At 66.2% G+C, this 23,871-nt stretch carries 27 protein-coding genes and 1 tRNA gene; 16 read left to right on the forward strand and 12 right to left on the reverse strand.

Annotated features, from left to right (window positions below; all coding sequences use genetic code 11):
* Positions 1-75: 75 nt before the first annotated feature.
* The 5 genes from sufU to FJT57_RS10255 all read right to left on the reverse strand — a co-directional run bounded on the left by sufU (position 76) and on the right by FJT57_RS10255 (position 3,883).
* A complete protein-coding gene (gene sufU / locus FJT57_RS10235) occupies positions 76-495 on the reverse strand; it encodes a Fe-S cluster assembly sulfur transfer protein SufU (RefSeq protein WP_144904829.1) in 420 nt (139 codons plus the stop codon).
* 57 nt (positions 496-552) lie between these two features.
* The gene (locus FJT57_RS10240; protein ID WP_144904831.1) at positions 553-1,209 is read right to left on the reverse strand and encodes a mechanosensitive ion channel domain-containing protein; all 657 of its coding nucleotides are present in this window, start codon (positions 1,207-1,209) and stop codon (positions 553-555) included.
* A 79-nt stretch (positions 1,210-1,288) separates the two neighbouring features.
* Positions 1,289-2,566, reverse strand: coding sequence for a bifunctional cysteine desulfurase/selenocysteine lyase SufS (gene sufS / locus FJT57_RS10245; protein WP_144904833.1), 1,278 nt, complete (start codon positions 2,564-2,566; stop codon positions 1,289-1,291).
* A 253-nt stretch (positions 2,567-2,819) separates the two neighbouring features.
* Positions 2,820-3,119: a DUF424 domain-containing protein gene (locus tag FJT57_RS10250; RefSeq protein WP_144904835.1), complete on the reverse strand. Its 300-nt coding sequence runs from the start codon at positions 3,117-3,119 to the stop codon at positions 2,820-2,822.
* Entirely contained in the window at positions 3,119-3,883 is a 765-nt protein-coding gene (locus tag FJT57_RS10255; RefSeq protein WP_144904837.1) for a tetratricopeptide repeat protein, read from the reverse strand. The genes FJT57_RS10250 and FJT57_RS10255 overlap by 1 nt, the downstream gene beginning before the upstream one ends.
* 81 nt (positions 3,884-3,964) lie before the next feature.
* Between FJT57_RS10255 and thpR the strand changes: the two genes are divergently transcribed.
* Positions 3,965-4,525 (forward strand): RNA 2',3'-cyclic phosphodiesterase, encoded by a 561-nt coding sequence (thpR, locus tag FJT57_RS10260; protein WP_144904839.1) that lies wholly within the window; start codon positions 3,965-3,967, stop codon positions 4,523-4,525.
* 87 nt (positions 4,526-4,612) lie between these two features.
* Here thpR and FJT57_RS10265 read toward each other — a convergent pair whose 3' ends face one another.
* A complete protein-coding gene (locus FJT57_RS10265; protein WP_144904841.1) occupies positions 4,613-5,551 on the reverse strand; it encodes a DMT family transporter in 939 nt (312 codons plus the stop codon).
* 146 nt (positions 5,552-5,697) lie between these two features.
* On the opposite strand from FJT57_RS10265, the gene FJT57_RS10270 reads away from it, so the two are divergent.
* The 10 genes from FJT57_RS10270 (at position 5,698) to FJT57_RS10315 (ending at position 13,021) form a co-directional block, all read left to right on the forward strand.
* Positions 5,698-5,850 (forward strand): 50S ribosomal protein L39e, encoded by a 153-nt coding sequence (locus FJT57_RS10270; RefSeq protein ID WP_049985609.1) that lies wholly within the window; start codon positions 5,698-5,700, stop codon positions 5,848-5,850.
* A gap of 2 nt (positions 5,851-5,852) precedes the next feature.
* Complete coding sequence (locus FJT57_RS10275) at positions 5,853-6,131, forward strand: 50S ribosomal protein L31e (protein WP_144904843.1); 279 nt, start codon at positions 5,853-5,855, stop codon at positions 6,129-6,131.
* A gap of 1 nt (position 6,132) precedes the next feature.
* The gene (locus tag FJT57_RS10280) at positions 6,133-6,798 is read left to right on the forward strand and encodes a translation initiation factor IF-6 (protein WP_144904845.1); all 666 of its coding nucleotides are present in this window, start codon (positions 6,133-6,135) and stop codon (positions 6,796-6,798) included.
* A gap of 200 nt (positions 6,799-6,998) precedes the next feature.
* Positions 6,999-7,184, forward strand: coding sequence for a 50S ribosomal protein L18Ae (gene rpl18a / locus FJT57_RS10285; protein WP_144904847.1), 186 nt, complete (start codon positions 6,999-7,001; stop codon positions 7,182-7,184).
* On the forward strand, positions 7,184-7,648 hold the full coding sequence (gene pfdA / locus FJT57_RS10290; protein WP_144904850.1) for a prefoldin subunit alpha: 465 nt from the start codon (positions 7,184-7,186) through the stop codon (positions 7,646-7,648). Before rpl18a ends, pfdA begins: the two co-directional genes overlap by 1 nt.
* A 38-nt stretch (positions 7,649-7,686) precedes the next feature.
* A complete protein-coding gene (gene ftsY / locus FJT57_RS10295; protein WP_144904852.1) occupies positions 7,687-8,985 on the forward strand; it encodes a signal recognition particle-docking protein FtsY in 1,299 nt (432 codons plus the stop codon).
* Positions 8,986-9,202: 217 nt separating this feature from the next.
* On the forward strand, positions 9,203-10,609 hold the full coding sequence (locus FJT57_RS10300) for a signal recognition particle protein Srp54 (RefSeq protein WP_144904854.1): 1,407 nt from the start codon (positions 9,203-9,205) through the stop codon (positions 10,607-10,609).
* A 112-nt stretch (positions 10,610-10,721) separates the two neighbouring features.
* The gene (locus tag FJT57_RS10305) at positions 10,722-11,303 is read left to right on the forward strand and encodes a magnesium transporter (RefSeq protein ID WP_144904856.1); all 582 of its coding nucleotides are present in this window, start codon (positions 10,722-10,724) and stop codon (positions 11,301-11,303) included.
* Positions 11,304-11,861: a magnesium transporter gene (locus tag FJT57_RS10310; RefSeq protein ID WP_144904858.1), complete on the forward strand. Its 558-nt coding sequence runs from the start codon at positions 11,304-11,306 to the stop codon at positions 11,859-11,861.
* A gap of 80 nt (positions 11,862-11,941) precedes the next feature.
* Positions 11,942-13,021 carry a nucleoside recognition protein gene (locus FJT57_RS10315; protein ID WP_144904860.1) on the forward strand — a complete coding sequence of 360 codons (1,080 nt, stop codon included), beginning with the start codon at positions 11,942-11,944 and terminating at the stop codon, positions 13,019-13,021.
* A gap of 72 nt (positions 13,022-13,093) precedes the next feature.
* Here the strand turns inward: FJT57_RS10315 and FJT57_RS10320 are convergent, their stop codons facing one another.
* Together FJT57_RS10320 and FJT57_RS10325 are read right to left on the reverse strand one after the other, a co-directional pair.
* Entirely contained in the window at positions 13,094-13,513 is a 420-nt protein-coding gene (locus FJT57_RS10320) for an RNA-binding domain-containing protein (RefSeq protein ID WP_144904862.1), read from the reverse strand.
* Entirely contained in the window at positions 13,510-14,154 is a 645-nt protein-coding gene (locus FJT57_RS10325; RefSeq protein ID WP_144904864.1) for an AAA family ATPase, read from the reverse strand. The genes FJT57_RS10320 and FJT57_RS10325 overlap by 4 nt, the downstream gene beginning before the upstream one ends.
* Positions 14,155-14,286: 132 nt before the next feature.
* Between FJT57_RS10325 and FJT57_RS10330 the strand changes: the two genes are divergently transcribed.
* A tRNA-Arg gene (locus FJT57_RS10330) sits at positions 14,287-14,360 on the forward strand.
* A gap of 302 nt (positions 14,361-14,662) precedes the next feature.
* The gene (gene mdh / locus FJT57_RS10335) at positions 14,663-15,577 is read left to right on the forward strand and encodes a malate dehydrogenase (RefSeq protein ID WP_144904866.1); all 915 of its coding nucleotides are present in this window, start codon (positions 14,663-14,665) and stop codon (positions 15,575-15,577) included.
* 7 nt (positions 15,578-15,584) lie between these two features.
* Here mdh and FJT57_RS10340 read toward each other — a convergent pair whose 3' ends face one another.
* Both FJT57_RS10340 and FJT57_RS10345 read right to left on the reverse strand, forming a co-directional pair.
* Complete coding sequence (locus FJT57_RS10340) at positions 15,585-15,983, reverse strand: CBS domain-containing protein (protein WP_144904869.1); 399 nt, start codon at positions 15,981-15,983, stop codon at positions 15,585-15,587.
* Between the two features lie 258 nt (positions 15,984-16,241).
* A complete protein-coding gene (locus FJT57_RS10345; protein WP_144904871.1) occupies positions 16,242-17,975 on the reverse strand; it encodes an excinuclease ABC subunit C in 1,734 nt (577 codons plus the stop codon).
* A 128-nt stretch (positions 17,976-18,103) separates the two neighbouring features.
* On the opposite strand from FJT57_RS10345, the gene FJT57_RS10350 reads away from it, so the two are divergent.
* From FJT57_RS10350 to FJT57_RS10360, 3 genes are all read left to right on the forward strand, one after another.
* A complete protein-coding gene (locus FJT57_RS10350; protein WP_144904873.1) occupies positions 18,104-18,430 on the forward strand; it encodes a hypothetical protein in 327 nt (108 codons plus the stop codon).
* 108 nt (positions 18,431-18,538) lie between these two features.
* Positions 18,539-19,543 carry an ABC transporter ATP-binding protein gene (locus tag FJT57_RS10355; protein WP_144904875.1) on the forward strand — a complete coding sequence of 335 codons (1,005 nt, stop codon included), beginning with the start codon at positions 18,539-18,541 and terminating at the stop codon, positions 19,541-19,543.
* Positions 19,540-20,460, forward strand: coding sequence for an ABC transporter permease (locus FJT57_RS10360; RefSeq protein ID WP_144904877.1), 921 nt, complete (start codon positions 19,540-19,542; stop codon positions 20,458-20,460). Before FJT57_RS10355 ends, FJT57_RS10360 begins: the two co-directional genes overlap by 4 nt.
* A gap of 87 nt (positions 20,461-20,547) precedes the next feature.
* On the opposite strand, the gene FJT57_RS10365 is transcribed toward FJT57_RS10360, so the two are convergent.
* Both FJT57_RS10365 and ligA read right to left on the reverse strand, forming a co-directional pair.
* Positions 20,548-21,435 (reverse strand): hypothetical protein, encoded by an 888-nt coding sequence (locus tag FJT57_RS10365; RefSeq protein ID WP_144904879.1) that lies wholly within the window; start codon positions 21,433-21,435, stop codon positions 20,548-20,550.
* A gap of 267 nt (positions 21,436-21,702) precedes the next feature.
* A complete protein-coding gene (gene ligA, locus FJT57_RS10370; protein ID WP_144904881.1) occupies positions 21,703-23,856 on the reverse strand; it encodes an NAD-dependent DNA ligase LigA in 2,154 nt (717 codons plus the stop codon).
* Between the last annotated feature and the right edge of the window lie 15 nt (positions 23,857-23,871).

The raw sequence follows: 23,871 nt of genomic DNA on the forward strand, positions 1-23,871 counted from the left end.
ACCTCCTGGTATTTGCACGGTGGGTTCCCGCAGCGAACGAAGTGAACGAGAAAACCCACCGTGCAAAAAGGTGAGTCAGTCTTCGGTCGTCGTCTCGTCGATGTCGATATCCCCATCGTAAATCTTCGCGCCGTCCTGCGCCACCTGTCGGGCGAGCACGGCGCACTTGATCCGCATCGGCGAGATATCGACGCCGAGCATTTCCGTGACGTCGTCGGTGTCCATCGCGTCCAGTTCCGAAAGCGTCAGCCCGCGAAGCTTTTCGGAGAGCATACTGGCGGACGCCTGGCTGATCGCACACCCGTCGCCGGTGAACGTCACGTACTCGATCGTTTCGCCGTCGTCTTCGAGCCTGACGTTCACCGTGATCGTATCGCCGCAGGACGGATTCTCCCCGGTGTGTGAGAAGTCCGGTTCGGACATCTCGCCCTTGTTCCGGGGGTTCTTGTAGTGATCCAGAATCTGCTGCCGATACATGTCCGAGCCCATTCCCATCGTTGCCGGTGCTACGTCAGTCCCGCGCAAAAGGGTTCCGCCGCGCGGCGCGGACGCTCACGCCGTATCGGTCGCGTCGGTGTTGTTGCCCTCCGTTTCCGGCGTCGACACGTCGGTGTTGGAACCCGTGTCATCGGGATCGACGTCGGAACCCGACTCAGCGTCACCGTCGGCGATCTGCGTCCACTTCTTTTCGACGTCGCGGTTCGCGACGACGACCGTGCGACCCTCCTCGTCGCGGAACCGGGTCTTCCGTAGTTCGATCGCCGTGACAACGCCGGTCACCGGATCCGATTTCACCTCGTCGCCGGGGTTGAAGTCCGGATCGCGGAGGAGATACACGCCCGCGACGGTGTCGGCGATCATGTTCGAGAGCGCGTAGGAGACGCCGAGCGCGACGAAGCCAGCCGCGGTCCCGAGGCTCGCCGCGATCTCGCCCATCCCGAGGATGTTCAACAGCGCCAGCGCGGCACCGAACCACAGGAAGACCGCGACGACCGTCACGCCGAGATCGACGACGAGTCCCTGCTCTTCCGAATAGAGTGCGGCCAGCGTCCCCCGGAGCACGCGGGTCACTACTCGAATCGAGACGTACGCCAGCGCGAGGAACACGATTCCGGTCAGGAGCTTCGGTGCGGCCTCCTGTATCCCTCCCGCGAACTCATTGACTGTTCGTTGAATCGTGTTGCCGAGGAATTCGCCGACTGTGGGCATCGGTGCGTATGCCCTCACGTATCAGGAACTAAGCGTTTTGGGCGTGGGGCCCCCGCGAGGTCGCGAAAGCTGAGTGAACCTAGGCGAACAGCTGTCGGGCGTCGTCGACGGCGTCGACGAGGGCATCGATTTCAGACGTCTCGTTGTAGATGTAGAACGATGCGCGGGTGGACGCGGGTACGCCGAGTTTGTCGTGCAGCGGTTGCGTGCAGTGATCGCCCGCGCGGATCGCGACGCCGTGGTCGTTGAGGATGCTCGAGAGGTCGTGAGCGTGGACGCCGTCGAGATTGAACGCGACGAGGCCGCCGCGATCGTCGCCCGGCGGCCCGTAGATCTCGATGTCGTCGAACGCCGTCAGTTCGTCGTAGGCGTATTCAGCGAGCAGTTCCTCGTGGGCCTGCACGCGGTCCATCCCGATCTCGTCGAGGTAGTCGATCGCCGCGTGGAGGGCGATTCCCTGCGCGATGACCGGCGTCCCGGCCTCGAACTTCCAGGGCAGGTCCTCCCACGTCGAGTCCTCGTAGGTGACGCTGCGGATCATCTCGCCGCCGTAGAGGTACGGCTGCACCGATTCGAGGATGTGCTCTTTCCCGTAGAGGACGCCGATCCCCGTCGGCCCGAGCATCTTGTGCCCCGAGAAGGCGAGGAAGTCGGCGTCGATTTCCTCGACGTCGACCGGTCGCGTCGGAACCGACTGCGCGCCGTCGACGAAGATGTACGCGTCCTGTTCGTGTGCCAGGTCCGCGAGGTCGGCGACCGGCGCGACCGTTCCGAGCGTGTTCGAGACGTGAACGACGGAAACCATCGCCGTCGAGTCGTCGATCAGCTCCGCGGCGTGGTCCATATCGAGGTATCCGTCGTCGTCGACGCGGATGTACTCGACGCTGGCACCGGTCTTCTTCGCGATCTGCTGCCAGGTGACCAGCGACGCGTGGTGTTCCATCTCGGTGAGGACGACCGTGTCCCCGGGACCCAACTCCGCGAGCCCCCACGCGTAGGCGACGAGGTTCAGCGATTCGGTCGTGTTCTTCGTGAAGACGATCTCTTCGCGCCCGTTCGCGCCGATGAAGTCGGCGACGCGGTCGTGGGCCGCCTCGTAGGCGACGGAGGCCTCCTGACTCAGGTGGTGGATGCCACGATGAACGTTCGAGTTGTAGCCGTAGTAGTAGTCGACGATGGACTCGACGACGGGTTTCGGCGTCTGCGTCGTCGCCGCGTTGTCGAGGTAGACGAGCGGGCGGGTGTCGTCGGGGCCCTCGCCCGGCGTCTCGATGTCGCCGCCGACCTTCCGCTCGAGGATCGGGAAGTCCTCTCGGACGGCGCCGACGTCGATCGGGTGCGATTCCTGCGTTCTCATTGGGGACCGATAGTGGCCGGAGCACTAACACGGCTTCGGTCTGGACGGGAAAACGAAACCGGTGGTGGTTACGAATAGTTGAAACCGCCACCGTAGAGTCGCCATCTCACCTTTTGTTCCAGGAAATTCTACCGCGAGCGAGGCCGAAGGCCGAGCGAGCGGCCTTTTTCCCTCCAGGTTTTTGCACGGTGGGTTCCCGCAGCGAGCGGAGCGAGCGAGGAAACCCACCGCTGGAAAAAGGTGGGGGTGTTTTCTACATCCAGAGTAACTGCGCGTGCAACGTGCCGTCGACCGAGAGCACGCGCTCCTCGTCGACGATGCCCGCATCGACGGCGACGGAGACGGACCGTTCGCCGACGAGGTTGGCGACGCTGGCGCGGGTGAGACTGTCGACGACGGCATCGGCGTCGACTTCTTCGGCCTCCTCGCCGCCGTAGAACGCTTCGGTCACGTCGAGTTCGATCTCGCCCTCGACGTACGTCTCGCCCAGGCATTCGGGATCGCAGACCGAGACGAGAAGGCCCTCTCCGGTCTGCCGCTCTCGGAGGAGCATCACCGGCGCTGTTGCTGGGGCTGCCCCTGCTGATTCAGCAGCTCCTGTTCGCGTTCCTGGCGCAGCTCTTCGGCCTGCTGTTGGACCTCCTCCGCCTGTTCGTCTTCGCCGAGTTCTTCGAGCGCGGCGGCCTTCTCTTCGAGGACGTCAGCGGTGCGCATTCCCAGCCGCATCGCGTTGTCGAAGGCGTTGACGGCCTCCTCGTTGAGGCCGCGCTCGCTCAGGAAGAAGCCCCGGTTGTACCACGCCTGCGGGAACCGCGGGTCGATCTCGACGGCCCGCTCGGCGTGGTGCAGCGCGGCTTCGATCTCGCCCGCGTTCCAGAGCGCGTACGCGAGGTTCGTCTCCGCCGACGCCGCGTGCTCGGAGTCGTCGTCGATGCGCAGCGCCTCCCGATAGGCGCCGATCGCCTCGTCCCACTCCTCCAACTCGGCGTGCGCCGCGCCCTCGTTCACCCGCGCCTCCTGGGCTTCGAGGGAATCCTCCTCGGCGAAGCGCGCCGCGCGCTCGAACGTCTCGGTGGCCTCCTCGAAGCGGTTGATCTGCATGTAGGAGAGTCCCACGTCGACGAGCTGTTCGACGTCGACCTGGTCGGAGGCGACGTTCCGCTTGTCCAGTTCGTCCGTGAGGACGCGCGTGTCGACGGGATCGACCTTCGTCGGATCGACCTTCAGCTCCGGCGGGTCGAGTGTGAACTCCTCGTAGTCGTCCGAGAAGCCCTGTCCCGAGGAGAACTCGTGGTCGTCTGGCTCGCCGTCTGTCATACCGCCGGATTGGGTGTGAGGACGGTTAAGCACTGCGTCACGGGGACGAATTTCTTGGTCGATGCGCGCCTACGACCGCATATGCGACTGTTCGTCAGCATCGACCTCCCCGACGCCGTCATCGACGCCGTCGCCGATGTCCAGGAGCGCTTCGCGGACGCGGAGGGCCTCCGCTTCGTCGATCCCGCGCAGGCGCACCTGACGCTGTTCTTCCTCGGCGACACCGACCCCGACCGACTCGAAGCCATCGAGTCCGCGCTCTCGCGCGCCGCCGACGACGCCGACGTTGATCCCTTCGAACTCCGCGTCGGCGGCTTCGGCGTCTTCCCCTCGATCGAGTACATCAGCGTGGTCTGGACCGGAGTCCGCGACGGCGGCGGCGTCGCGGAGACGACGCGGCTGCACGAGGTCGTCGAGGCCGAACTGACCGCTCTCGGCTTCGAGGCCGACGACCACGAGTTCACACCGCACGTCACGATCGCGCGGATGGACGACGCACGCGGCAAGGATCTGGTCCAACGCGTCGTGCGCGAGACCGATCCGGATCTCGGGGCGTTCACCGTCGAGGAGATCCGGCTGAAAGAGAGTGTGCTGACGGCCGACGGCCCCGAGTACGAAACGATCGCCTCGTTCCCGCTGTGAGACGTCCAACATCGGCCCAGCCATCCGGCGCCATTCGTTCCGTCATCCGGCGCTAACTGCGGATCGATCTCGGCGGGCCGCTCGTCGTCAGTCCGCACGCTGTGCTTGTGGCTCCGGCCCCTCGTGCCACTGCCGGAGTTCGGCCCGTATCGTCCGGCGCTTCACGAGGACGAACCCCGTGAAGATGATCGCGAATCCGAGTACGGTCCGTGGCGCGAGCGACTCCTGGAGGGCGATCCACCCCGAGACGGCGGCGAAGATCGGGATGACGTATTCCAGGAGGCTCACTTCGACGGGGCCGACGCGGCGCAGGAGCCAGAAGTACAGCGCGAACCCGCCCGCTCCGGCGACGACCGCGAGATACACGAGCGAAAGCATCGCCTCGCCCGTCCACACGACCTGCGCCAGCGACTCGCCGGGCAGGAGCGCGCTCGTCGTATGCAGCACGACCGCGCCGACGAGCATCATCCACGCCTGTTCTGTCACGAACGGCATCGTCGCCTGCGAGTCGTGCGTCAGGACCGCGCCGACGGCGAACGCGAGCGCCGATCCGAGCACGAGGCCGATTCCGCGGAGGTCCGAGCCGACGAGGTTCGATGGATCCGGGTTCGCGATCGTGATGACGCCCAGAAAGCCGAGCCCCACGCCGAGGACGCCGATCGGCCCGAGTCGCTCTCGTGTCGCCGACAGTCGCGTCAACGCGGGCGTGATGATCGGGATGAGACCGAGGAGCACGGCGGCGACGGCGCTCGTGACGTGCTGCTGCCCGGCGAAGAGCAGCGCGTGATGGACGCCGATGAGGAGGACGCCGCCGGTCGCAATCGGTCGCCACTCGCGGCCGTCGACGGGGCGGAGCCTGTCACCGCGCCAGACGGCGAGTCCGAAGAGGAGAACCGCGGCGAGATCGAATCGGAGCGCCGCGAAGAGCGCGGGCGGGAGCCATTCGAGGCCGACCTTCGTCACCATAAACGCGGTGCCCCAGACGGCGGCCACGCAGAGAAAGACGAGCGCGGTTCGATAACGCATCGACTCTTCGGAGGCGACAGGTCGTGTTGAACATCTCGACTTCGACGCGCGGCGCCGAAGGATCGCGAAGCGCGTGCGAACTGCTCGCACGTTGGCGGAGGCGAAGGAACAAGATTTTATGCGGCCCCGAGGTACAGAAGAGCACTATGAGCAAGAAGTCGAAGGCCAAAAAGAAGCGCCTGGCCAAACTGGAGCGCCAGAACACGCGCGTTCCGGCCTGGGTGATGATGAAGACGGATATGGAAGTCACGCGAAATCCCAAGCGTCGCAACTGGCGACGGAGTGACACGGACGAGTAACGATGAGCGCCAGCGACTTCGAAGAGCGAGTCATCACGGTACCGCTTCGAGACGTCAAAGCCGTCCCCGGGCACGAACGCGCCGGACGGGCGATGTCTCTGATCCGATCGCACCTCGCAAAGCAGTTCTCGGTCGACGAGGATGCCGTCCGCCTGGACACCTCGCTCAACGAGACGGTGTGGGCGCGCGGCAAGCAGAAGCCGCCGAGCAAGCTCCGCGTGCGCGCAGCCCGGTTCGACGAGGACGGAGAGTCCATCGTCGAAGCGGAGCCCGCCGAATAGCGTGCTCCGCGCATCCTTCGCCGGGTCGCCGTACGTCGGCGTGTTCGCCCGCGCGACGGATCACGTTCTGATCGTTCGCTCGGACGCCGAAGCCGACGTCGTCGACGCGATGGCCGAAGAGCTCGGCGTTCCGGCAGTCGCGACCACCGTGGGCGGCTCCGGCACCGTCGGCGCGCTCGCGACCGGCAACGAGAACGGCATCCTCGTGACCAGCCGCGCGACCGAGCGCGAGAAGGAAACCATCGAGGAGGCGGCCGACCTCCCGGTCGCCGAACTCCCCGGTCGAATCAACGCCGCCGGAAACGTCGTTCTCGCGAACGACTACGGCGCGTTCGTCCACCCCGACCTCTCGGATGCGGCGGTCGACGCCGTCGAATCCACGCTCGGCGTTCCGGTCGAGCGCGGCGAACTCGCCGACGTCCAGACTGTCGGGACTGCGGCAGTCGCGACCAACGAGGGCGCGCTCTGTCACCCGAAATCCCGGGAACCGGAACTCGAAGCCCTCGAGGCACACCTCGACGTCCGCGCCGACATCGGCACGGTCAACTACGGCGCGCCGCTCGTCGGCTCCGGACTCGTCGCCAACGAGACCGGCTACGTCGCCGGAGAGGAGACGACCGGTCCCGAACTGAGTCGGATCGAAGACGCGCTCGGCTACTTGGAGTAGGCCTTCTTCTCTCGCGGGTTGCGGACGCCTTTCGCGGGTTGTGGACGCTTTCAGGTGTCTCGTGGATGCCTTTCACGTGTGACGTCGGAGATTTCGCTCTCATCGGGCACCCCACGAAAACGGTTCTCACGGCGCGATTCGGCGCATTTCTACGATCCCGAGTAGGAAGATACTTCCCGCTCGCTCAGGAATTTACGGCTATGAGTCAGTTTACTGTGAGCGGCCGGTTCCAGAGCCGCGAGGGATTCAGCGAGTTCGAGACGAGCGTCGAGGCACCGAACGAGAACGTCGCCCGCGAGCGCGTGTACGCCAACATCGGGAGCCAACACGGCCTGAAGCGCCCGCAGATCGAACTCGACGACGTCGAGGAGGTGTCGGCGGCATGATGGGTGGTGGCGGTCAACAGCAGCTTCAGCAGCTCTCCCAGGAACTGCAGGCGATCGACGAGGAGATCGAGGCGCTGGAATCCGACATCGACGAGCTTCAGAACGAGCAGAGCGAGATCGACGAGGCGATCGAAGCGATCGGAACGCTCGACAGCGGCTCGACCGTGCAGGTCCCGCTCGGCGGCGGCGCGTACGTCCGCGCCGAAGTGCAGGACATCGACGAGATCATCGTCAGCCTCGGGGCCGACTACGCGGCCGAGCAGTCCGCCGACGACGCCGTCGACGCGCTGGAGACGAAGCGAGACGCCCTCGACGACCGCATCGCCGAGGTCAGCGAGGAGGTCGACGAGTTGGAAGACGAGAGCTCCGACCTCGAACAGCAGGCACAGCAGATGCAACAGCAGATGCAGCAACAGCAGATGCAGCAGATGCAGCAGATGCAGGAAGACGGCGACGGCGAGTAACCCGACCGCCGAAGAACGTTTACGCGTAGCAGACACCAATGTTTGACGGACTGAAAAAGAAACTCGACAGCTTCCGGGAGGACGTCGAGGAGACGGCCGAAGAGAACGCACCGGACGACGCCGACCTCGACGACCCCGGCGCGGCCGACACCGACGCGGTCGATGCTGAGGAGGTCGACACCGACGCCGAAGTGGCCGACGCCTCCGAACCCGAATCCACGGACCCGTCTACGGCCACCCCCACTGACGTTTCCGGAGCCGCAGAAACGGCCGAGTCGGCGGCTCGCGAGGCCGAACCCGTTGCTGAAGATGACGGGTCGATCGTCGAGGACGACACTTCGGATACCGAGGACGGCACTCCGGATACCGAGGACGACAGACCGGCGTCTCTCGCGTCGGAGGAAGCCGCCGCTGCACTCCGAGAAGAAGAAGCGGAGGAGTCGGGGCCCGGCCGACTCAAGCGCGCGGCGGCCTTTGCCACCGGGAAGATCATCATCGAGGAGGAGGACCTCGAAGACCCGCTGTGGGAACTGGAAATGGCGCTCTTAGAGAGCGACGTCGAGATGAACGTCGCCGAGGAGATCCTCGACACTGTCCGCGAGAAGATGATCGGGGAGACGCGAGCGCAGGTCGAAACGACGGGTGAACTCGTCGAAACGGCGCTTCACGACGCCCTTTACGACGTGATCAGCGTCGGGCAGTTCGATTTCGACGGTCGCGTCGCCGAGAGCGAAAAACCGGTGACGATCATCTTCACCGGCGTCAACGGCGTCGGCAAGACGACGAGCATCGCGAAGATGGCGCGCTACTTCGAGAATCAGGGCCTATCGGTCGTCCTCGCGAACGGGGACACCTACCGCGCGGGTGCGAACGAGCAGATCCAAAAGCACGCCGACAACCTCGGAACGAAGATCATCACCCACGAACAGGGCGGCGATCCGGCGGCCGTCCTGTACGACGCCGTCGAGTACGCCGAGGCGCACGACATCGACGTCGTCCTCGGCGACACCGCGGGTCGGCTCCACACCTCGAACGACCTGATGGCTCAACTCGAAAAGATCGACCGCGTCGTCGGACCCGATATGACGCTGTTCGTCGACGAGGCCGTCGCGGGCCAAGACGCCGTCGAACGCGCGAAGACGTTCAACGACGCCGCTGAGATTGACGGGGCGGTGCTGACGAAGGCCGACGCCGACTCCAACGGCGGCGCGGCCATCTCGATCGCCTACGTCACGGGCAAGCCGATTCTCTTTCTCGGAACCGGTCAGGGCTACGACGACATCGAACGCTTCGACCCCGAGCGGATGGTCGCGCGACTGGTCGGCGACGACGAGTAGGCCGCGCAGTTGATCGACGGGGCGGCCGACTCGGTCGTCGCGGTCGATCCCGCTTCCCTCCGCAGTCACTCCGCGGCAAGCGCCAGCCCCAGCGTGATCAGCGCGACGGCGGCGCAGAAGGCGAGATAGGTGGCGCGGGCGGGAACGAACGTCACAGCCGACGATGCTCGGGCTCGCAGAAAAAGCCTTTACCCGCGCGGTGGCGTAGAGACGGGTAATGGTACTCGATAATCTCGGGAGTTCCCTCCGCAGCAGTCTCGACAAGCTGCAGGGGAAGTCCCGCCTCGACGAGTCGGACGTCGAGGAAATCGTCAAGGAGATCCAGCGCTCGCTGCTCTCCGCCGACGTCGAGGTCGCACTCGTGATGGACCTCTCCTCGTCGATCAAAGAGCGCGCGACCGAGGAAGAACCGCCCGCGGGAACGTCCGCCCGGGATCACGTCCTCAAGATCGTCTACGAGGAACTCGTCGGTCTCGTCGGCGAATCGACCGACCTCCCGCTGGAACCGCAGACAATCCTCCTCGCCGGGCTGCAGGGATCCGGTAAGACCACGAGCGCCGCGAAGATGGCGTGGTGGTTCTCGAAGAAGGGGCTTCGCCCCGCCGTCATCCAGACGGACACGTTCCGCCCCGGCGCGTACGATCAGGCCAAGCAGATGTGCGAGCGCGCCGAGGTGGAGTTCTACGGCGACCCAGACGAGTCCGATCCCGTCAAAATCGCCCGCGAGGGCCTCGAAGCGACCGAGGACGCCGACGTCCACATCGTCGACACCGCCGGTCGGCACGCGCTCGAAGACGACCTCATCGCCGAGATCGAGGAGATCGAGTCGGTCGTCGAACCGGATCGCTCGCTGCTCGTCCTCGACGCCGCGATCGGACAGGGTGCGAAGGAGCAGGCTCGCGAGTTCGACGACGCGATCGGCATCGGCGGCGTCGTCGTCACCAAACTCGACGGCACGGCGAAGGGCGGCGGCGCGCTGACCGCCGTCAACGAAACCGGCTCCTCGATCGCCTTTTTGGGCACGGGCGAGACCGTCCAGGACATCGAGCGCTTCGAGCCCAACGGCTTCATCTCCCGGCTGCTCGGGATGGGCGACCTCAAGCAGCTCTCCGAGCGCGTCGAGCGCGCGATGGCCGAGACGGGGGACGAAGACGACGACTGGAGCCCCGAGGACATCATGGAGGGGTCGTTCACCCTCAAGGACATGCAGAAGCAGATGGAGGCGATGAACCGGATGGGGCCGCTCGATCAGGTGCTCGATATGATCCCGGGCCTCGGCGGCGGCTTCAAAGATCAGCTTCCGGACGACGCGATGGACGTCACGCAGGACCGGATGCACTCCTTCGACGTCGTGATGGACTCGATGACCGAGGACGAACTGGAGAACCCGCGCTCGATCGGCGCCTCCCGCGTCCGCCGGATCGCCCGCGGATCCGGAAAGAACGAGGAAACCGTCCGCGAACTCCTCGAACAGCACAAGATGATGGAGCAGACCATCCAGCAGTTCCAGGGGATGGGCGACGGCGATATGCAGCGGATGATGAAGAAACTCCAGAACCAGGGTGGTGGCGGCGGAATGGGCGGTCTCGGCGGCGGCGGTGGCGGTCTCGGGCCGTTCGGCTAAGCACGACGTTCGGTTCGATTGAGTAGGGCGCTCGTCCGACTGACTCGCCCGCTGATTGCGCGACTGTCCGAGACACGTCCGATTTTTCACCCCTCCGGTCGTCGGTCGTGGTATGACCGTCCGGGACGTGGCTCGCGAGGCCTACCGCGAGGCGCTCCCAGCCCTCGCTGCGAGCCTTGTCGGGGGCCTCGTCGCGGGCGTTATTCTCAGCGGAATGCGTGCGGAGCTACGAGCCGTGCCGGGGCTCTTGGTTCTCGTCCCGGCGCTGCTCGCGACGCGCGGAAACGTCTACGGCTCGCTCGGCGCGCGCATCTCGACGGCGCTTCATCAGGGTCTCATCGAACCGCGGGTCCGCGGCGGCGACGAGCGGCTTCGAGCGGCGGTGGCCGCGGCGCTCGCGAACGGCCTGTTGGTGTCGACGTTCGCGGCCGCCGCGGCGTTCGCCGTCCTCACGCTCCTCGGTGACACGGTCGCGCCGTTTCCGATCCTCGTCGCAACCGCGCTCGTCTCCGGGATCCTCTCCGGCGTCGCGCTCGCGGGTGTCGTCGTCACCGCGGTGTTCGCCGGATACCGTCGCGGACGGGATCCGGACACGCTCGTGGGGCCGCTCGTGACGACGACCGGGGACCTGTTCGGGATGCTCTTTCTGCTCGTCGCAGTCAGGTTCGTTCTGGCCGTCGCGGGGGTGCTCTGAGTGCCGACCGAGTGGACCGTCCGCGCGATCACGCGCGCGATGCTCCCGGTGTTGCTCGTCCTCACGCTCGTCGAGATCGGCAGCGGGTTGGTGTTGGGGCAGTTCGAGGCGCAGCTGTTGCGGTACCCCTCCCTGCTGGCACTCGTTCCGGTGACGATCGGCACCGCGGGGAACCTCGGGAGCGTCCTCGCGGCGCGGCTCTCGACGTCGTTTCACCTCGGGACGCTCTCGTTCGATATCGACGACGAGCACCTCGTCGGCAACGCGGCCGCCACGTTCGCGCTCGCGCTCTCGATCTTCCCGATCGTTGGCGTGGGCGCGTGGGGCCTCACCGCGCTCGTGAGCGGCGTTCGTCTGTCGCTGTGGACCGTCGTCGCGATCTCGGTCGCCTCGGGCATCGCGCTGGCGGTGCTCGTGATCGTCGTGACGCTCTCGGCGACGTACGTCGCCTACCGGTTCAGCCTCGATCCCGACGACGTCGTGATCCCCGTCGTCACCAACACCTGCGACGTTCTGGGCGTCGTGGTCCTGTTCGCGACGGTCCAAGCGTTGCTCTGAGCGATTGTCCTTCCACGGGGGCGAGACGTGCGGAGCTACTGAACCGACGCCGATTAGTCGGTCGCCGCCGAAAGATCGCTATGGAACTGGGGGCCGTTGCCGGGACCGTGTGGCCAGTCCTCGCAGAGGTCGCACCCCGAGTGGCCCGTATCTCTGTTTTCATCGCGGTCGGCGTCTTTCTCGCGAACGTCACCGTCGAATTCGGCCTCGTCGAGCGGATCGCGACGGTGTCGACGTACCTCACGCGACCGGCGAACCTCCCGGACGAGGTGGGTGCCGCGATCGTCACGACAGCGGCGTCGACGACGGCGGGCTACGGGATGCTCGCCGAGTTCCGCGAGTCCGGTCGGTTGGACGACACGGAGACGCTCGTCGCCGTCACGATGAACACGTTCTTCGGCTTCGTCCAGCATATTTTCACGTTCTACGCGCCGGTGTTGATCCCGATTCTCGGCCTCGAAGTCGGTCTGCTCTACGTCGGCGCGCGCGCCGCGATCGCGCTCGGAATCACGGTTGCCGGGGTGGTCGCGGGCGCGGTGTTGCTCTCGGGGCGGTCGGCGGCAGCCGAACCGGACGGTGAAGCCCCGACGACCCCAGACGGCGGGACCGAAGCGAGCGCAGGAGACGGATCGGCCTCACCGACTCCCGACGCCGAGACCGGTGACGCCACCCCCAAGACCGTTCGCGCCGACGCCGACGAATCCGATCCACCGGGTTCGGTACTCCGGACCGCCGCGGAGAAGACGTGGCCGAAGCTGCGGCGCATCGTGCCGCGGCTCGCGATCGTGTACGCGCTCGTCACGCTCCTCGTCCGGACGCAGGATCTGGAATCGGCCACGGCGTCGGCCGAGCCCCTGACGGCGCTGCTCGGGCTTCCGGGGGCGTCGCTGCCGGTGATCGCGGTCTTCGCGTTCGACACCACCGCGGGTGCCGCGACGATCGCGCCGATGATCGGCTCGACGTTCACCCCGCGAACCGCCGTGGCGACGATGCTCCTCGGCGGTATCATCTCCTTCGCGGTGTCGACGTTCAAGCGCTCGATCCCGTTTCAGTACGGCATCTGGGGACCGGCGTTCGGCTCGAAGGTCATCGCGGTCAACACGGCGCTGAAGGTCGTGTTCATCGCCGCCGCGCTGGCCGTGCTTCTCGTTCCCGTTTGAGCGTCGGGGACGGCGTTCTGTCTGAGCGTCGGGGACGGAGTTCCCGTCTGAGCGTCGAAGGCGAAGAGTGCGCTACTCGCGCTCGTCCGGATCGATCGGTCGTCCGTCCTCCGTCGGCGGCGCGACGTGGTCGATGTACGACTCGACGTCGGGCTCGGTGACGGTGACGTGCACCTGGATGTCGCCGAGTTCGTCGGGGTTCCCGACCGCGAAGTTGATGACGCCTTTGAACGCCGCCTGCTTCTTCAGCGCGAACGAGAATCCCTCGTCGTCCACGCGCTTGAAGAACTCCGTCCGGGCGGTTTCGAGAATCGCCTGTTGGTGTAACCGCTCGGAGAACCGCTCTAACGAGTGCGTCTCCCCGACGAGTTCGCCGGGCCGGTGTTCGAAATCGACGTTCGGAAAGAGGTTCCGAACGGCGTCCTCGACGCGGTCGGTCACTTCGGTGTCGCGGACCGGGACGACGATCTGGGCCTCGACGCGGTAGATCATCGCGACTCACCGGCGTCGGCCTCGGGGGCCGAGTTGTGGTCGTGGTCGTTTCCCGGACGCTCGGCGATTTCGACGTACTCGTCGTGCGTGAGGCTCTCGATATTGTCGGTGAGAACCGCTCGGATGCGCTCGCGGAACGCAGACAGCGTGTCGGTGTTTTCGACGACGACGTCGGCGTCGGCCATCACGTCTCCCATCCCGAACCCGAGTTCGCGCTCCTCGCGCTCGCGGAGGGCCGCTCGATCGACGTCGGAGTCGTCGCGGTCGCGTTCCAGAAGCCGCTCGGCGCGGGTCTCGAACGGGGCCTCGATGCTCACGAGCAGGAACTCCTCGCCGAACGCCTCGCGGAAGCGATCGAGTTCGACGCCCGAGCGGAGGCCGTCGACGAGAACGACGTCGTTCGTCTCCAGTTCGGACTGGATGAGGGGGAGTGACTGCTCGGCGATGGCCGCAGGCCCGCCCTCTTCGCGGAGCGTCCGCGCCATCTGACCGTGATGCTCTGCGGGGTCGAGGCCGCGTTCGCGGCAGGCCTCGCGGATCACGTCGCCCATCGTGACGACCGGAACGCCGATCTCGCGGGCGACGGCGGCGGCCTCGCCCTTGCCGCTGCCGGGCAGTCCGACGGTGCCGATGACCTTCATTACGCGTCGATTCACGGCACCCAACCTTACGCGTTGCGCTCGGCGCTCCCGTTGTCCTCTGACGTCTCGGTACTCCGCTCCCGACGCGAAACCCGTACGCCTTTTTACCCGCCGCCGAGTTGACAGTGCCGAGGGCGCGTAGCTCAGTCGGACAGAGCGTCGGACTTCTAATCCGATGGTCGCGGGTTCGAATCCCGTCGCGCTCGTTCGGCCTTCGGCCTCACTCGCGCGACGTACTCCCGATCGCTTCGCTCTCGGGAGTCCCGTCGCGCTCTTCTACACGGCGGCGAGCGGAGCGACCAGCGAACCGACATATGAGACTCGAATCAGAGAGGAGCCTCGCTCCGACTGTGGTTCGAATTTCACCGCACTCGTGAAATCTCCGATTTCACTCACGAGGCGATTTCCCGCTCACTTCGTTTGCGGGGATCCCGTCACGCTCTCCCCGATCCGTCCCTATGAGAGCGCCAAAGCGTTTAATCGACCACAGCGGCAACTCTCACCCGTTATGACGAAAGTCAGCGTGGTCGGTGCGGCCGGAACTGTCGGCGCGGCGGCCGGGTACAATCTCGCGCTCAGGGACGTGGTCGACGAACTCGTCTTCGTCGACATCCCCGACAAGGAGGACGAGACCGTCGGGCAGGCGGCCGACGCGAACCACGGGGTCGCCTACGACTCCAATACCGAGGTCGTCCAGGGCACCTACGAGGACACGGCCGGGTCCGACGTCGTCGTCATTACCGCGGGAATCCCCCGCCAACCCGGACAGACCCGGATCGATCTGGCGGGCGACAACGCGCCGATTATGGAGGATATCGGCTCTTCGCTCGCGGAGTACAACGACGACTTCGTCTCCGTCACCACCTCGAACCCCGTCGATCTGCTGAACCGCCACCTCTACGAGTCGGGCGAGCGCGACCGCCACACGGTAATCGGCTTCGGCGGCCGCCTCGACTCCGCGCGCTTCCGGTACGTACTCAGCCAGCGCTTCGGTGCGCCCGTAAAGAACGTCGAGGCGACGATCCTCGGCGAGCACGGCGACGCGCAGGTCCCCGTCTTCTCGAAGGTCCGGATCAATGGCGCGGATCCGGAGTTCTCGGCCGCCGAGCGCGAGGAGATCCTCGGCGACCTCACGAAGTCTGCGATGGACGTCATCGAGCGGAAGGGGGCGACACAGTGGGGTCCGGCGACGGGCGTGGCCCATATGGTCGAGGCGATCCTCCGCGACACCGGCGAGGTGCTCCCCGGTTCGATCGTTCTCGACGGCGAGTTCGGCTACGAGAACACCGCCGTCGGCGTGCCGCTGAAACTCGGCTCCGACGGCGTCGAGGAGGTCGTCGAGTGGGAACTCGACGAGTACGAGGCGGACCTGCTGGACGACGCCGCGGAGAAACTGTCCGAGCAGTACGAGACGCTCTCGTAGCTGGGAGTTACACGCTCGCTGGCTGGAACCGCGAGAGGTACGATGCCAGATCGGTCGTCGTCACGATGCCGATCACGGTCCCGTCGTCGTCGACAACGGGCACGTGGTGGATGCGGTGTTCGACCATCGATTCGGCGACGTCGGCGATCGGGATCTGCGCACCCGTCGTCACATCGACCGGCATCATGTACGCCGACACCGGCGTCTGGTCCTTCGGCTTCCGCTCGGCGACGATCTTCACGAAATCGGTGTTGGTCAGGATACCCACCAACTCCCCGTCGTCGACGACCACGACCGATCCGATCTCGGCGTCCAGCATCTCTTGGGCGGCCTCCTCGACTAACGTGTCGGGAGAGACGGTGTGTACCGGCGAGGACATCACTCGTGCGACAAAAATATCGTCCATAGTACGATGTCGTGTGTTAACTACTATTAAGGATTTGGCTCGCGGTGGTCGATGTCGGGCGAACGTTTATACCCGGAGACGAGGCCAGCACCGCCGTGACGTAAGTCCTGCCCCGCGTCGTGCAGCGGTTGTTCGGCACGGCGACGCGGGTCGATACGTGATGACGATGCCACGGGCGAGGCCGTCGTCGCGAGTCGCAAGCGTGTGCCGACTGTTTGCCTCATACGTTACCGGTAGCGATGCATCGGTCCGCGTCGCTCACAACCGCTCGCATATCGTCTGCGCCGTCCCCTCGCCGACGCCGGGGACGTCGGTCAGGTCCGCGGTCGACGCCTTCCGGACGTTCTCGACGCTTCCGAACCGTCGGAGGAGGGCGGTTCGGGTCTTCTCGCCGACGCCGGGGACGTCGTCGAGGACCGTCCGGACGTCGTCGCGGAGCGTCTGGTGGTACTGGACGGCGAAGCGGTGTGCCTCGTCGCGGACGCGCTGGAGGACGTGCAACGCGGGGTCATCGCGCTTCCAGTCGCGGACGCCGGTAGGGGTGATGACGAGCTCTCGCTCCTTCGCGAGCGCGACGACCGGGACGTCCCAGCCGGTCTCCGCGAGCGCGTCCTGCGCCGCCCCCAGCTGTCCCTCGCCGCCGTCGATGAGCAGCAGGTCCGGATCGGGTCTGTCGTCGCGGCCCTCGACCGCGCGTTCGGCGCGCCAACGGACGAGGTCGCGCATCCGCGCGTAGTCGTCGTTGCCGTCGTCGAGCCGCTTGCGGCGGTAGTCGGACTTCGCGGCGGAACCGTCGACGAAACAGACGTTGCTGCCGACGACGGCCGTCCCCCCGGCGTGGCTCACGTCGAACCCCTCGATTCTGGAGACCGACGACACTCCGAGCGCGTCCGCAAGCTTCCCGAGACCGTCTCCTCGGTCCGGGCCGCTACGGGCGTTCTTGAGCGCGAGCTCGACGAGCTTCGACTCCCGTCCGGCACCGGGAACCCGGACGTCGACGCCCTCGGTGTTCAGCCACGCGGTGACGTCAGAACCGTCCGGGCGTTCCGAGCAGAGGATCGCGTCCGGTAGCTCGCGTTCGGCGTAATACTGGGTGAGAAACGCCGTGAGCACCGCGGCCGAGCGCTCGCCGCCCTCGGGGGCGTCGAGATGGTGACGCGAGCGGTCGACGAGCTGTCCGCGCTCGCTGTGCAGCCGCGCGACTGTCGCCGCGTCTCCCTCGACTGCGACGCCGAGGACGTCGATCGCCCGCTCGTCTGTTCGCGTGGAGACGGCCTCCTCGCCCGCGCCGTGGAACGATTCGACAGCGTCGAGTCGATCGCGGAGGTTCGCGGCCCGCTCGAACTGCTCGGACTCGGCCGCCTCGTCCATCGCCCGCCGGAGCGGATCCGCCAGTGCGCCGGTCTCCCCCTCGAAGAAACGGATGACCGACTCGACGTCCTCGCGGTACGCCTCGGTGTCGATCGCGCCGGTACAGGGAGCGGTGCACAGCCCCATCTCGTAGTCGAGACAGGGCCGATCGCGGTTCGCGTACTTGTGGTCCGAACACCCCCGGAGCCCGTACGTTTCCCGAAGGGCCTTCACTACGACGTCGACGCGGCCCTTGTCTGTGAACGGGCCGAACACCGTCGCCCCCGGGTCGGGGTCACGAGTGACTTCGATCCTCGGGATCGGATGCGCCGTGAGTTGGACGAGCGGATAGGACTTGTCGTCCTTCAACCGGACGTTGTACCGCGGCTGGTGGCGCTTGATCAGGTTCGCTTCGAGCAGCAGCGCTTGCGTCTCCGTGTCCGTGACCGCGATATCGATCGAGTCGGCACGCTCGACCATCTGGCCGATGCGCTCGCTGCGCGGATCGGCGTAGGAGCGGACGCGGTCCCGGATGTCGACGGCCTTGCCGACGTAGACCACGTCGTCGCCGTCGAGGAACTGATAGACCCCGGGATCGGACGGTAACTCCGCGGCCCGGTCGCGAAGTTCGCTGCGTTCCATTACTTCGACGTAGCGGCGCGAGCGGCTTGAGCGTGACGCGACGAATCGCTCTCGTATTCTCTCACTCACGGAGAACCCCCTTGTAACAGGGACGGCAGCTACAAACCGTTCGATCGACGAGTTCAGGTATGCACGATGACGCACCCGACGGAGGACACCCGGACGACGCAGACAGCGGAGACGACACCGACGAGACGGTTCGCTGCTGGCTCGTCGAACGCACCTACACGGACCGGGGGCTCGTCGATACGGTGTACGCCACGCCGGATGGCTCGAAAGCGCACCGAAAGCAGGTCTCGACGACGATTATGCGTCAGCGCGGCGTCGGTACAACCGCCGCTGTCGACGTCGACGCCTCGGATCTCGAACCCGTCGATGACGGGGAAACGAGAGACCGTTACGCGAGCGAAGTCGAGCGAGTCCGCGAGCAGTACGGCCCCGACGACGAGGTGTGAGTTTCCGGTCGGTACGTTCGTTGATCGCACCGGTTCGACGCGGCATCCGAGTCTCAGCGCTGATTTTCTCACCAAACGCTTTATGCGCCGACCTGACAACCCTCGCCTATGGCTGCTATCGAACTCGACGGAGTGACGAAGCGGTTCGAGGACGTCACCGCCGTCTCGAACCTCTCGCTCACCGTTGAGGAGGGGGAAATATTCGGGTTCCTCGGCCCGAACGGGGCGGGGAAGTCGACGACCATCAATCTCCTGCTCGACTTCGTTCGCCCGACGTCCGGAACGGTGACGGTGCTCGGCAACGACGCGCGCGAAGAGAGCGTCGCGGTGCGGGATCGGACCGGCGTGCTTCCGGAGGGGTTCGACGTCTACGATCGGCTGACCGGTCGCGCACACGTGGCGTTCGCGATCGACTCGAAGGAGGTCGACGCCGATCCCGACGCCGTCTTAGCGCGAGTCGGACTCGCCGACGCCGCGGACCGACAGGCCGGTGGTTACTCGAAGGGGATGCGCCAGCGACTCGCGCTCGCGATGGCGCTCGTCGGCGAGCCCGACCTGCTGATCCTCGACGAGCCCTCCTCGGGGCTCGATCCGGCCGGAGCGAAAGAGATGCGTGAAATCGTCCTCGAAGAGGCCGAACGGGGGACGACCGTCTTCTTCTCCAGTCACATCCTCGAGCAGGTCGAGGCGGTCTGCGACCGCGTCGGGATCCTCCGAGCGGGGGAGCTCGTCGCGGTCGACTCCATCGACGGACTGCGAGCGGCCTCGGACGCCGACGCGACGCTTCGGGTCACGGTCTCCGAGCGAGTCGACGACGGGGTCCTCGCGGCCGTCCGTGCGCTCGCGGGCGTTCAAACCGTCGAGCGCGACGGCGACGACGCGCTCCGCGTGGCCTGCGACAGCGACGCCAAGACGCGAGTCGTCACGGAACTGGAGGATCGCGGCGTCAGCGTCACCGACTTCACCACCGAGGAGGCCTCGCTCGAAGATCTGTTCCTCGCGTACACCGAGCGCGACGAGGACGCGAATGCAGACGGTACAGGAGCCAGCGACGAGGAAACCGACGAAGCGGAGGCCCACGCCGCGGCCGAAGACACGGAGGTGCCGCGATGAGCTGGCAGGCGGTCGCCAACAAGGAGTTCCGCGACGCTATCCGCTCGCGGTGGCTCCACGGCTCGACGCTGTTTTTCGCGCTCTTCATCGGCGGTGCCGCGGCGCTGTTCTTCGGCGTCCTCCTGGGACCGGGCGCCCGACAGGTCTCGAACCTGTTCGGCTTCTTCGCCAACCTGGGCGTGTTCAGCTTCTCCTTCCCGGGACTGCTCGCGTTGGTGCTGGGTTTCATCGCGCTCTCGACGTCGCACGGATCGATCACCGAAGAGCGCGAGAGCGGTTCGATCAAGCTGTTGCTCTCACTGCCGAACTCCCGGCTCGACGCCGTCCTCGGCAAGCTGGTCGGCCGCTCCGCGGTCGTCGTCGTCGCGCTGCTCGTCGGCTTCTTCGTGACGTTTCTCACGCTTCTGGCGACCGGGACGCGGCTGGAACTCGGGTCGTTCGTCCCGCACATCGCGCTCACCGCGCTCTTGGGGGTCGCGTTCGTCTCCATCGGATTGAGCCTCTCGGCGCTCGCCGACTCGAACCGCGAGGCGACGCTCGCGACGATGGGGCTGTACCTGGTCTTCGCCGTTCTCTGGGGGTCGATCTCAGAGGGAATCCCCAAGCTCCTGAACTACACGGCCGAACAGGTCGGTATGGGCAGTCTCTCGGAGGTGCTGCGGGTGAAGATTGGGGTGTTCCTGAAATATCTGAATCCGCTGAAGACCTACGAGACGCTCGCGGCGCAGTTGTACTATCCCGCGGAACAAGCACGTCTCGTGAGCACCGCATTCGGTGAGCAAGCGGTCCTGACGCCGGTTCTGCAGGAGTCGATCCCGTTCTATTTCTCGGGGTGGTTCCTCTTTTTGATCCTCCTGGCGTGGATCGTCGTCCCCGTCGCCGTCGGATACTGGGCGTTCGAGCGCGCAGATCTGTGAGGACTCCAATTCCGTTACGGTCCGCTGGGCCGCCAGTTATGTAGGCGGGAAATCGCGCTCGCGGTTCGCTTCGATTTTACTGTTGCGTTAGTCGTGTCCTCGTCTGCGACCGCGTTCGTGTCCTCGTCCGCGCCCTCGTCCGCGCCCTCGTCCGCGCCCTCGCTTGTCGTCTTTCTCCTCGTCGTCCTCGTCTTTCTCCTCGTCGTCCTCGTCGCTCGGTTCTGACGCGGGGTCCTCACAGCTCCCAGTCGCGATTCGGAGCGCATCCTCCAACGCGAGCGAGATGCGCTCTTCGCCCTCTGCGCCGGAGACGAACTCCCAGTCGGTGACGATCCCCTCATAGTACTCGTCGTAGAGGTAAGCGGCCTCGTTGAACGCCGGAACCACCTCGATATCGAAGTCCTCGCCGAGGCCACCGAACGCACCGCCGTCGGTGCCGCTGCTGCCCCACGTCCAGTCGATCGTATGGTCCGCTTCCTCGATGTCCCAGTGGTCGTAGTTCGTCGAGGCGATCTCGCCGGTGTCTGGGTCTCGGTAGAGGTCGTCCTTGACGGTCCACTCGCCGCCCTCGGGGAGCCCGGAAATCTCGAACGTCACCGAACCGCCGTCGTCGGTTTCCACGTTCCCGTGGACGACGACGAGGCTCAGTTGCTCCGGCCCCTCATAGAGGAACGCGATGCTCGTCTGCGCTCGTTGCCACTCGGTAGTCCCTCCCGACGAGTACGACGGACCGTCACCGGTGACCGCTCCGTTCTCCTCGGAGACGTACTCCTCCGGAAGCGTGTACTCGTAGAAGGTTTCGACGGGCACCTCTCCCCGAATCGGTTCGATCGGAACGCATTCGCCGTTCTGCTCGAGGACGTAGTCCGTGTCCTCCTCGCCGGTCACGCCCGTTCCGACGGCCCCGGCGGCAATTCCGGCACCGACGGCGGACAGCACGGTTCTACGGGTCAGCGCGGCGGTCTCTTTTTGCATCGGTCGAAGATGGCGCTCCGACGAGTTTGTTACCAAGCGCTTACCACCGACAGCCGTTACAATCGCCCAAAGCGCGGTTAATCGGCGTTTGAAGTGGCTATCGAACGCGAAACTCTCTCTCTCAAGCGGCAGTAATGAACTGAAAAATACACCGCCGCTCAGAGCGCAGCCAACGGCAGTCGAGACGGCGATTCAACGAGCAGTTCGACCGACCGGAAGTCAGTACGGCCGTCAGTATGCAGACGTTTGCAACGATATGGTGTCACCCTACTCCACCGGCGGGTACTCGATCCCTCGCGCTTCGAGCAGTTCGGCGAATGCCGACTCATCGAGCATCTGAACGCCGTTGGCCTCCGCGTCCTCGCGCTTCGTGCTCCCGGGGTTCTCGCCGACGACGAGGTAGTCGGTGGTGCCCGAGACGCTGCCCGTCGCGGACGCGCCGTGCCGTTCGACCAACTCCTGCGCGGCGCGTCGCGTCGCGGAGAGGGACCCGGTGAAGACGAACGTCAGCCCGTCGAGACCGCCGTTTTCGTCGTCTGTTTCCAGCGACTCGGGCTCGACGCCGGTCTCGCGAAGTTCCTCGACGACCGCGCGGTTCCGCTCGTTCGCGAAGAACTCGGCGATGTGCGCGGCGACGGTCGGTCCGACGTCGTCGACGGTCTGTAACTCCTCTTCTGTCGCCGCCGCCACGCCGTCGAGGTCGCCGAACGCCCGTGCGAGGTTTCGAGCCGTGCTGCCGCCGACTTCCGGGATCCCGAGCGCGACGAGGAAATCCGTGAGCGGCGGGGTTCGCGTGGCGTCGACCGCGTCGACGAGGTTCCGCGCGCTCGTTTCGCCCCAGCCGTCCAGCGCCGCGAGGTCGGCGACCGACAGCCGATAGAGATCCGGGAGCGACGTCAGCACGCCCGCGTCGACGAGCTGTTCGACGCGCTCCTCGCCGAGTCCGTCGATGTCGAGCGCGCTGCGGCTCCCGTAGTGTACGATCGCGCGGACCAACTGCGCGTCGCAGGTGAGTCCGCCCGTGCAGAACGCCAGCGGGCCGTCGCGCTCGACGGGGCTGTCGCAGACCGGGCACATCTCGGGGAAGTCGAACGTCCCCGCGGCGCGCTTTTCGATCACTTCGGCGACTTCCGGGATGACGTCGCCCGCGCGTCGGACGCGCACCTCGTCGCCGACGTCGACGCCGAGGCGTTCGATCTCCTCGGGGTTGTGCAGCGACGCGCGAGAGACGGTGACGCCGCCCACGTCGACCGGTTCGAGGAGGGCGACGGGAGTCAGACGGCCCGTTCGGCCGACCTGGACGACGATGTCCGTGATGCGCGTGACCTCCGCGCGCGGCGGGAACTTGTAGGCGAACGCCCAGCGGACGGCGCGGCTGGTCGCGCCCAACCGCTCTCTCGCGTCGCGGGCGTCGACCTTGATGACGGTGCCGTCGATCTCGTAGTTCAGGTCCTCGCGGTCTTCGAGCAGCGCGTCGCGGTAGTCGACTGCCGCCTCGATCGATCCGACAGCCTCGACGCGGTCGTTGACGTGGAGTCCCCACTCGCGGAGCCGATCGAGCGTTTCGGACTGGCTCGCCGGGACCTCGCTCGCGTCCAACACGTCGTAGAAGAAACAGTCGAGCGGTCGGTCGGCGACGACGCTCGGGTCGAGTTGTCGGAGCGTCCCCGCGGCGGCGTTCCGGGGGTTCGCGAAGGGTTCCTCGTCGCGCTCGACGCGCTCGCGGTTGTGCTCGCGGAACGCGTCTCGCGGCATAAACACCTCTCCGCGGACCGCCAGCGAGTCGGGGTAGTCGCCGCGAAGCCGCAGGGGGACCGAGCGGACCGTCCGCACCTGCTCGGTCACGTCGTCGCCGCGCCGCCCGTCGCCGCGGGTCGCCGCGCGCACGTACTCGCCGTCCTCGTAGACGACTTCCACGGAGAGTCCGTCGAATTTGGGTTCACAAACGTAGTCGATATCGCCGACGGCCTCGCGCACGCGGCGATCGAACTCCCGTAGCTCGTCGGCGTCGGTCGACTGCTCGATCGAGAGCATCGGCGCGCGGTGTTCGACCGTCGCGAGTTCGCCCAGCGGCTCCCCGCCGACGCGTCGCGTCGGACTCGTCTCGGTGTCGAGGTCGAACGCGTCTTCGAGCTCTTGCAGCCGCGAGAACAGTTCGTCGTACGCGCGATCGGAGATCAGCGGATCGGCCAAGACGTAGTAGCGGTGGTCGTGCTCGCGGATCGCGTCCCTGAGCTGCGCCGCCTCCGTCTCGGCATCCTCGGGGGTCAGCGCCTCGATCGGCGCGAAGTCGGTGTCGGGGTCGCGGAGATAGGGGTTATCCGGATCGGCGTGCGCGAGTGCCGGTTCGCGTTCGGAGTCGCCGCCCTCGTCGTCGATGCGTTCGGAGTCGGGATTCGTCGACGACGCGTCGTCGCTCATTCTATCGGCGGATCG

The organism is Halobellus captivus (assembly GCF_007655485.1).
GTDB classification, from domain to species: domain Archaea; phylum Halobacteriota; class Halobacteria; order Halobacteriales; family Haloferacaceae; genus Haloquadratum; species Haloquadratum captivum.

Excerpts from the sequence above, each read along its gene's own strand:
- FJT57_RS10265 (WP_144904841.1), bottom strand. The coding sequence starts at position 5,551 with ATGCGTTATCGAACCGCGCTCGTCTTTCTCTGCGTGGCCGCCGTCTGG.
- FJT57_RS10365 (WP_144904879.1), bottom strand. The coding sequence starts at position 21,435 with ATGCAAAAAGAGACCGCCGCGCTGACCCGTAGAACCGTGCTGTCCGCC.
- FJT57_RS10300 (WP_144904854.1), top strand. The coding sequence starts at position 9,203 with ATGGTACTCGATAATCTCGGGAGTTCCCTCCGCAGCAGTCTCGACAAG.
- ftsY (WP_144904852.1), top strand. The coding sequence starts at position 7,687 with ATGTTTGACGGACTGAAAAAGAAACTCGACAGCTTCCGGGAGGACGTC.
- FJT57_RS10345 (WP_144904871.1), bottom strand. The coding sequence starts at position 17,975 with ATGGAACGCAGCGAACTTCGCGACCGGGCCGCGGAGTTACCGTCCGAT.
- pfdA (WP_144904850.1), top strand. The coding sequence starts at position 7,184 with ATGGGTGGTGGCGGTCAACAGCAGCTTCAGCAGCTCTCCCAGGAACTG.
- thpR (WP_144904839.1), top strand. The coding sequence starts at position 3,965 with ATGCGACTGTTCGTCAGCATCGACCTCCCCGACGCCGTCATCGACGCC.
- FJT57_RS10240 (WP_144904831.1), bottom strand. The coding sequence starts at position 1,209 with ATGCCCACAGTCGGCGAATTCCTCGGCAACACGATTCAACGAACAGTC.
- FJT57_RS10255 (WP_144904837.1), bottom strand. The coding sequence starts at position 3,883 with ATGACAGACGGCGAGCCAGACGACCACGAGTTCTCCTCGGGACAGGGC.
- mdh (WP_144904866.1), top strand. The coding sequence starts at position 14,663 with ATGACGAAAGTCAGCGTGGTCGGTGCGGCCGGAACTGTCGGCGCGGCG.
- ligA (WP_144904881.1), bottom strand. The coding sequence starts at position 23,856 with ATGAGCGACGACGCGTCGTCGACGAATCCCGACTCCGAACGCATCGAC.
- FJT57_RS10360 (WP_144904877.1), top strand. The coding sequence starts at position 19,540 with ATGAGCTGGCAGGCGGTCGCCAACAAGGAGTTCCGCGACGCTATCCGC.
- FJT57_RS10325 (WP_144904864.1), bottom strand. The coding sequence starts at position 14,154 with ATGAAGGTCATCGGCACCGTCGGACTGCCCGGCAGCGGCAAGGGCGAG.
- FJT57_RS10320 (WP_144904862.1), bottom strand. The coding sequence starts at position 13,513 with ATGATCTACCGCGTCGAGGCCCAGATCGTCGTCCCGGTCCGCGACACC.
- FJT57_RS10350 (WP_144904873.1), top strand. The coding sequence starts at position 18,104 with ATGCACGATGACGCACCCGACGGAGGACACCCGGACGACGCAGACAGC.
- sufU (WP_144904829.1), bottom strand. The coding sequence starts at position 495 with ATGGGAATGGGCTCGGACATGTATCGGCAGCAGATTCTGGATCACTAC.
- FJT57_RS10305 (WP_144904856.1), top strand. The coding sequence starts at position 10,722 with ATGACCGTCCGGGACGTGGCTCGCGAGGCCTACCGCGAGGCGCTCCCA.
- FJT57_RS10250 (WP_144904835.1), bottom strand. The coding sequence starts at position 3,119 with ATGCTCCTCCGAGAGCGGCAGACCGGAGAGGGCCTTCTCGTCTCGGTC.
- sufS (WP_144904833.1), bottom strand. The coding sequence starts at position 2,566 with ATGAGAACGCAGGAATCGCACCCGATCGACGTCGGCGCCGTCCGAGAG.
- FJT57_RS10340 (WP_144904869.1), bottom strand. The coding sequence starts at position 15,983 with ATGGACGATATTTTTGTCGCACGAGTGATGTCCTCGCCGGTACACACC.
- FJT57_RS10270 (WP_049985609.1), top strand. The coding sequence starts at position 5,698 with ATGAGCAAGAAGTCGAAGGCCAAAAAGAAGCGCCTGGCCAAACTGGAG.
- FJT57_RS10315 (WP_144904860.1), top strand. The coding sequence starts at position 11,942 with ATGGAACTGGGGGCCGTTGCCGGGACCGTGTGGCCAGTCCTCGCAGAG.
- rpl18a (WP_144904847.1), top strand. The coding sequence starts at position 6,999 with ATGAGTCAGTTTACTGTGAGCGGCCGGTTCCAGAGCCGCGAGGGATTC.
- FJT57_RS10275 (WP_144904843.1), top strand. The coding sequence starts at position 5,853 with ATGAGCGCCAGCGACTTCGAAGAGCGAGTCATCACGGTACCGCTTCGA.
- FJT57_RS10355 (WP_144904875.1), top strand. The coding sequence starts at position 18,539 with ATGGCTGCTATCGAACTCGACGGAGTGACGAAGCGGTTCGAGGACGTC.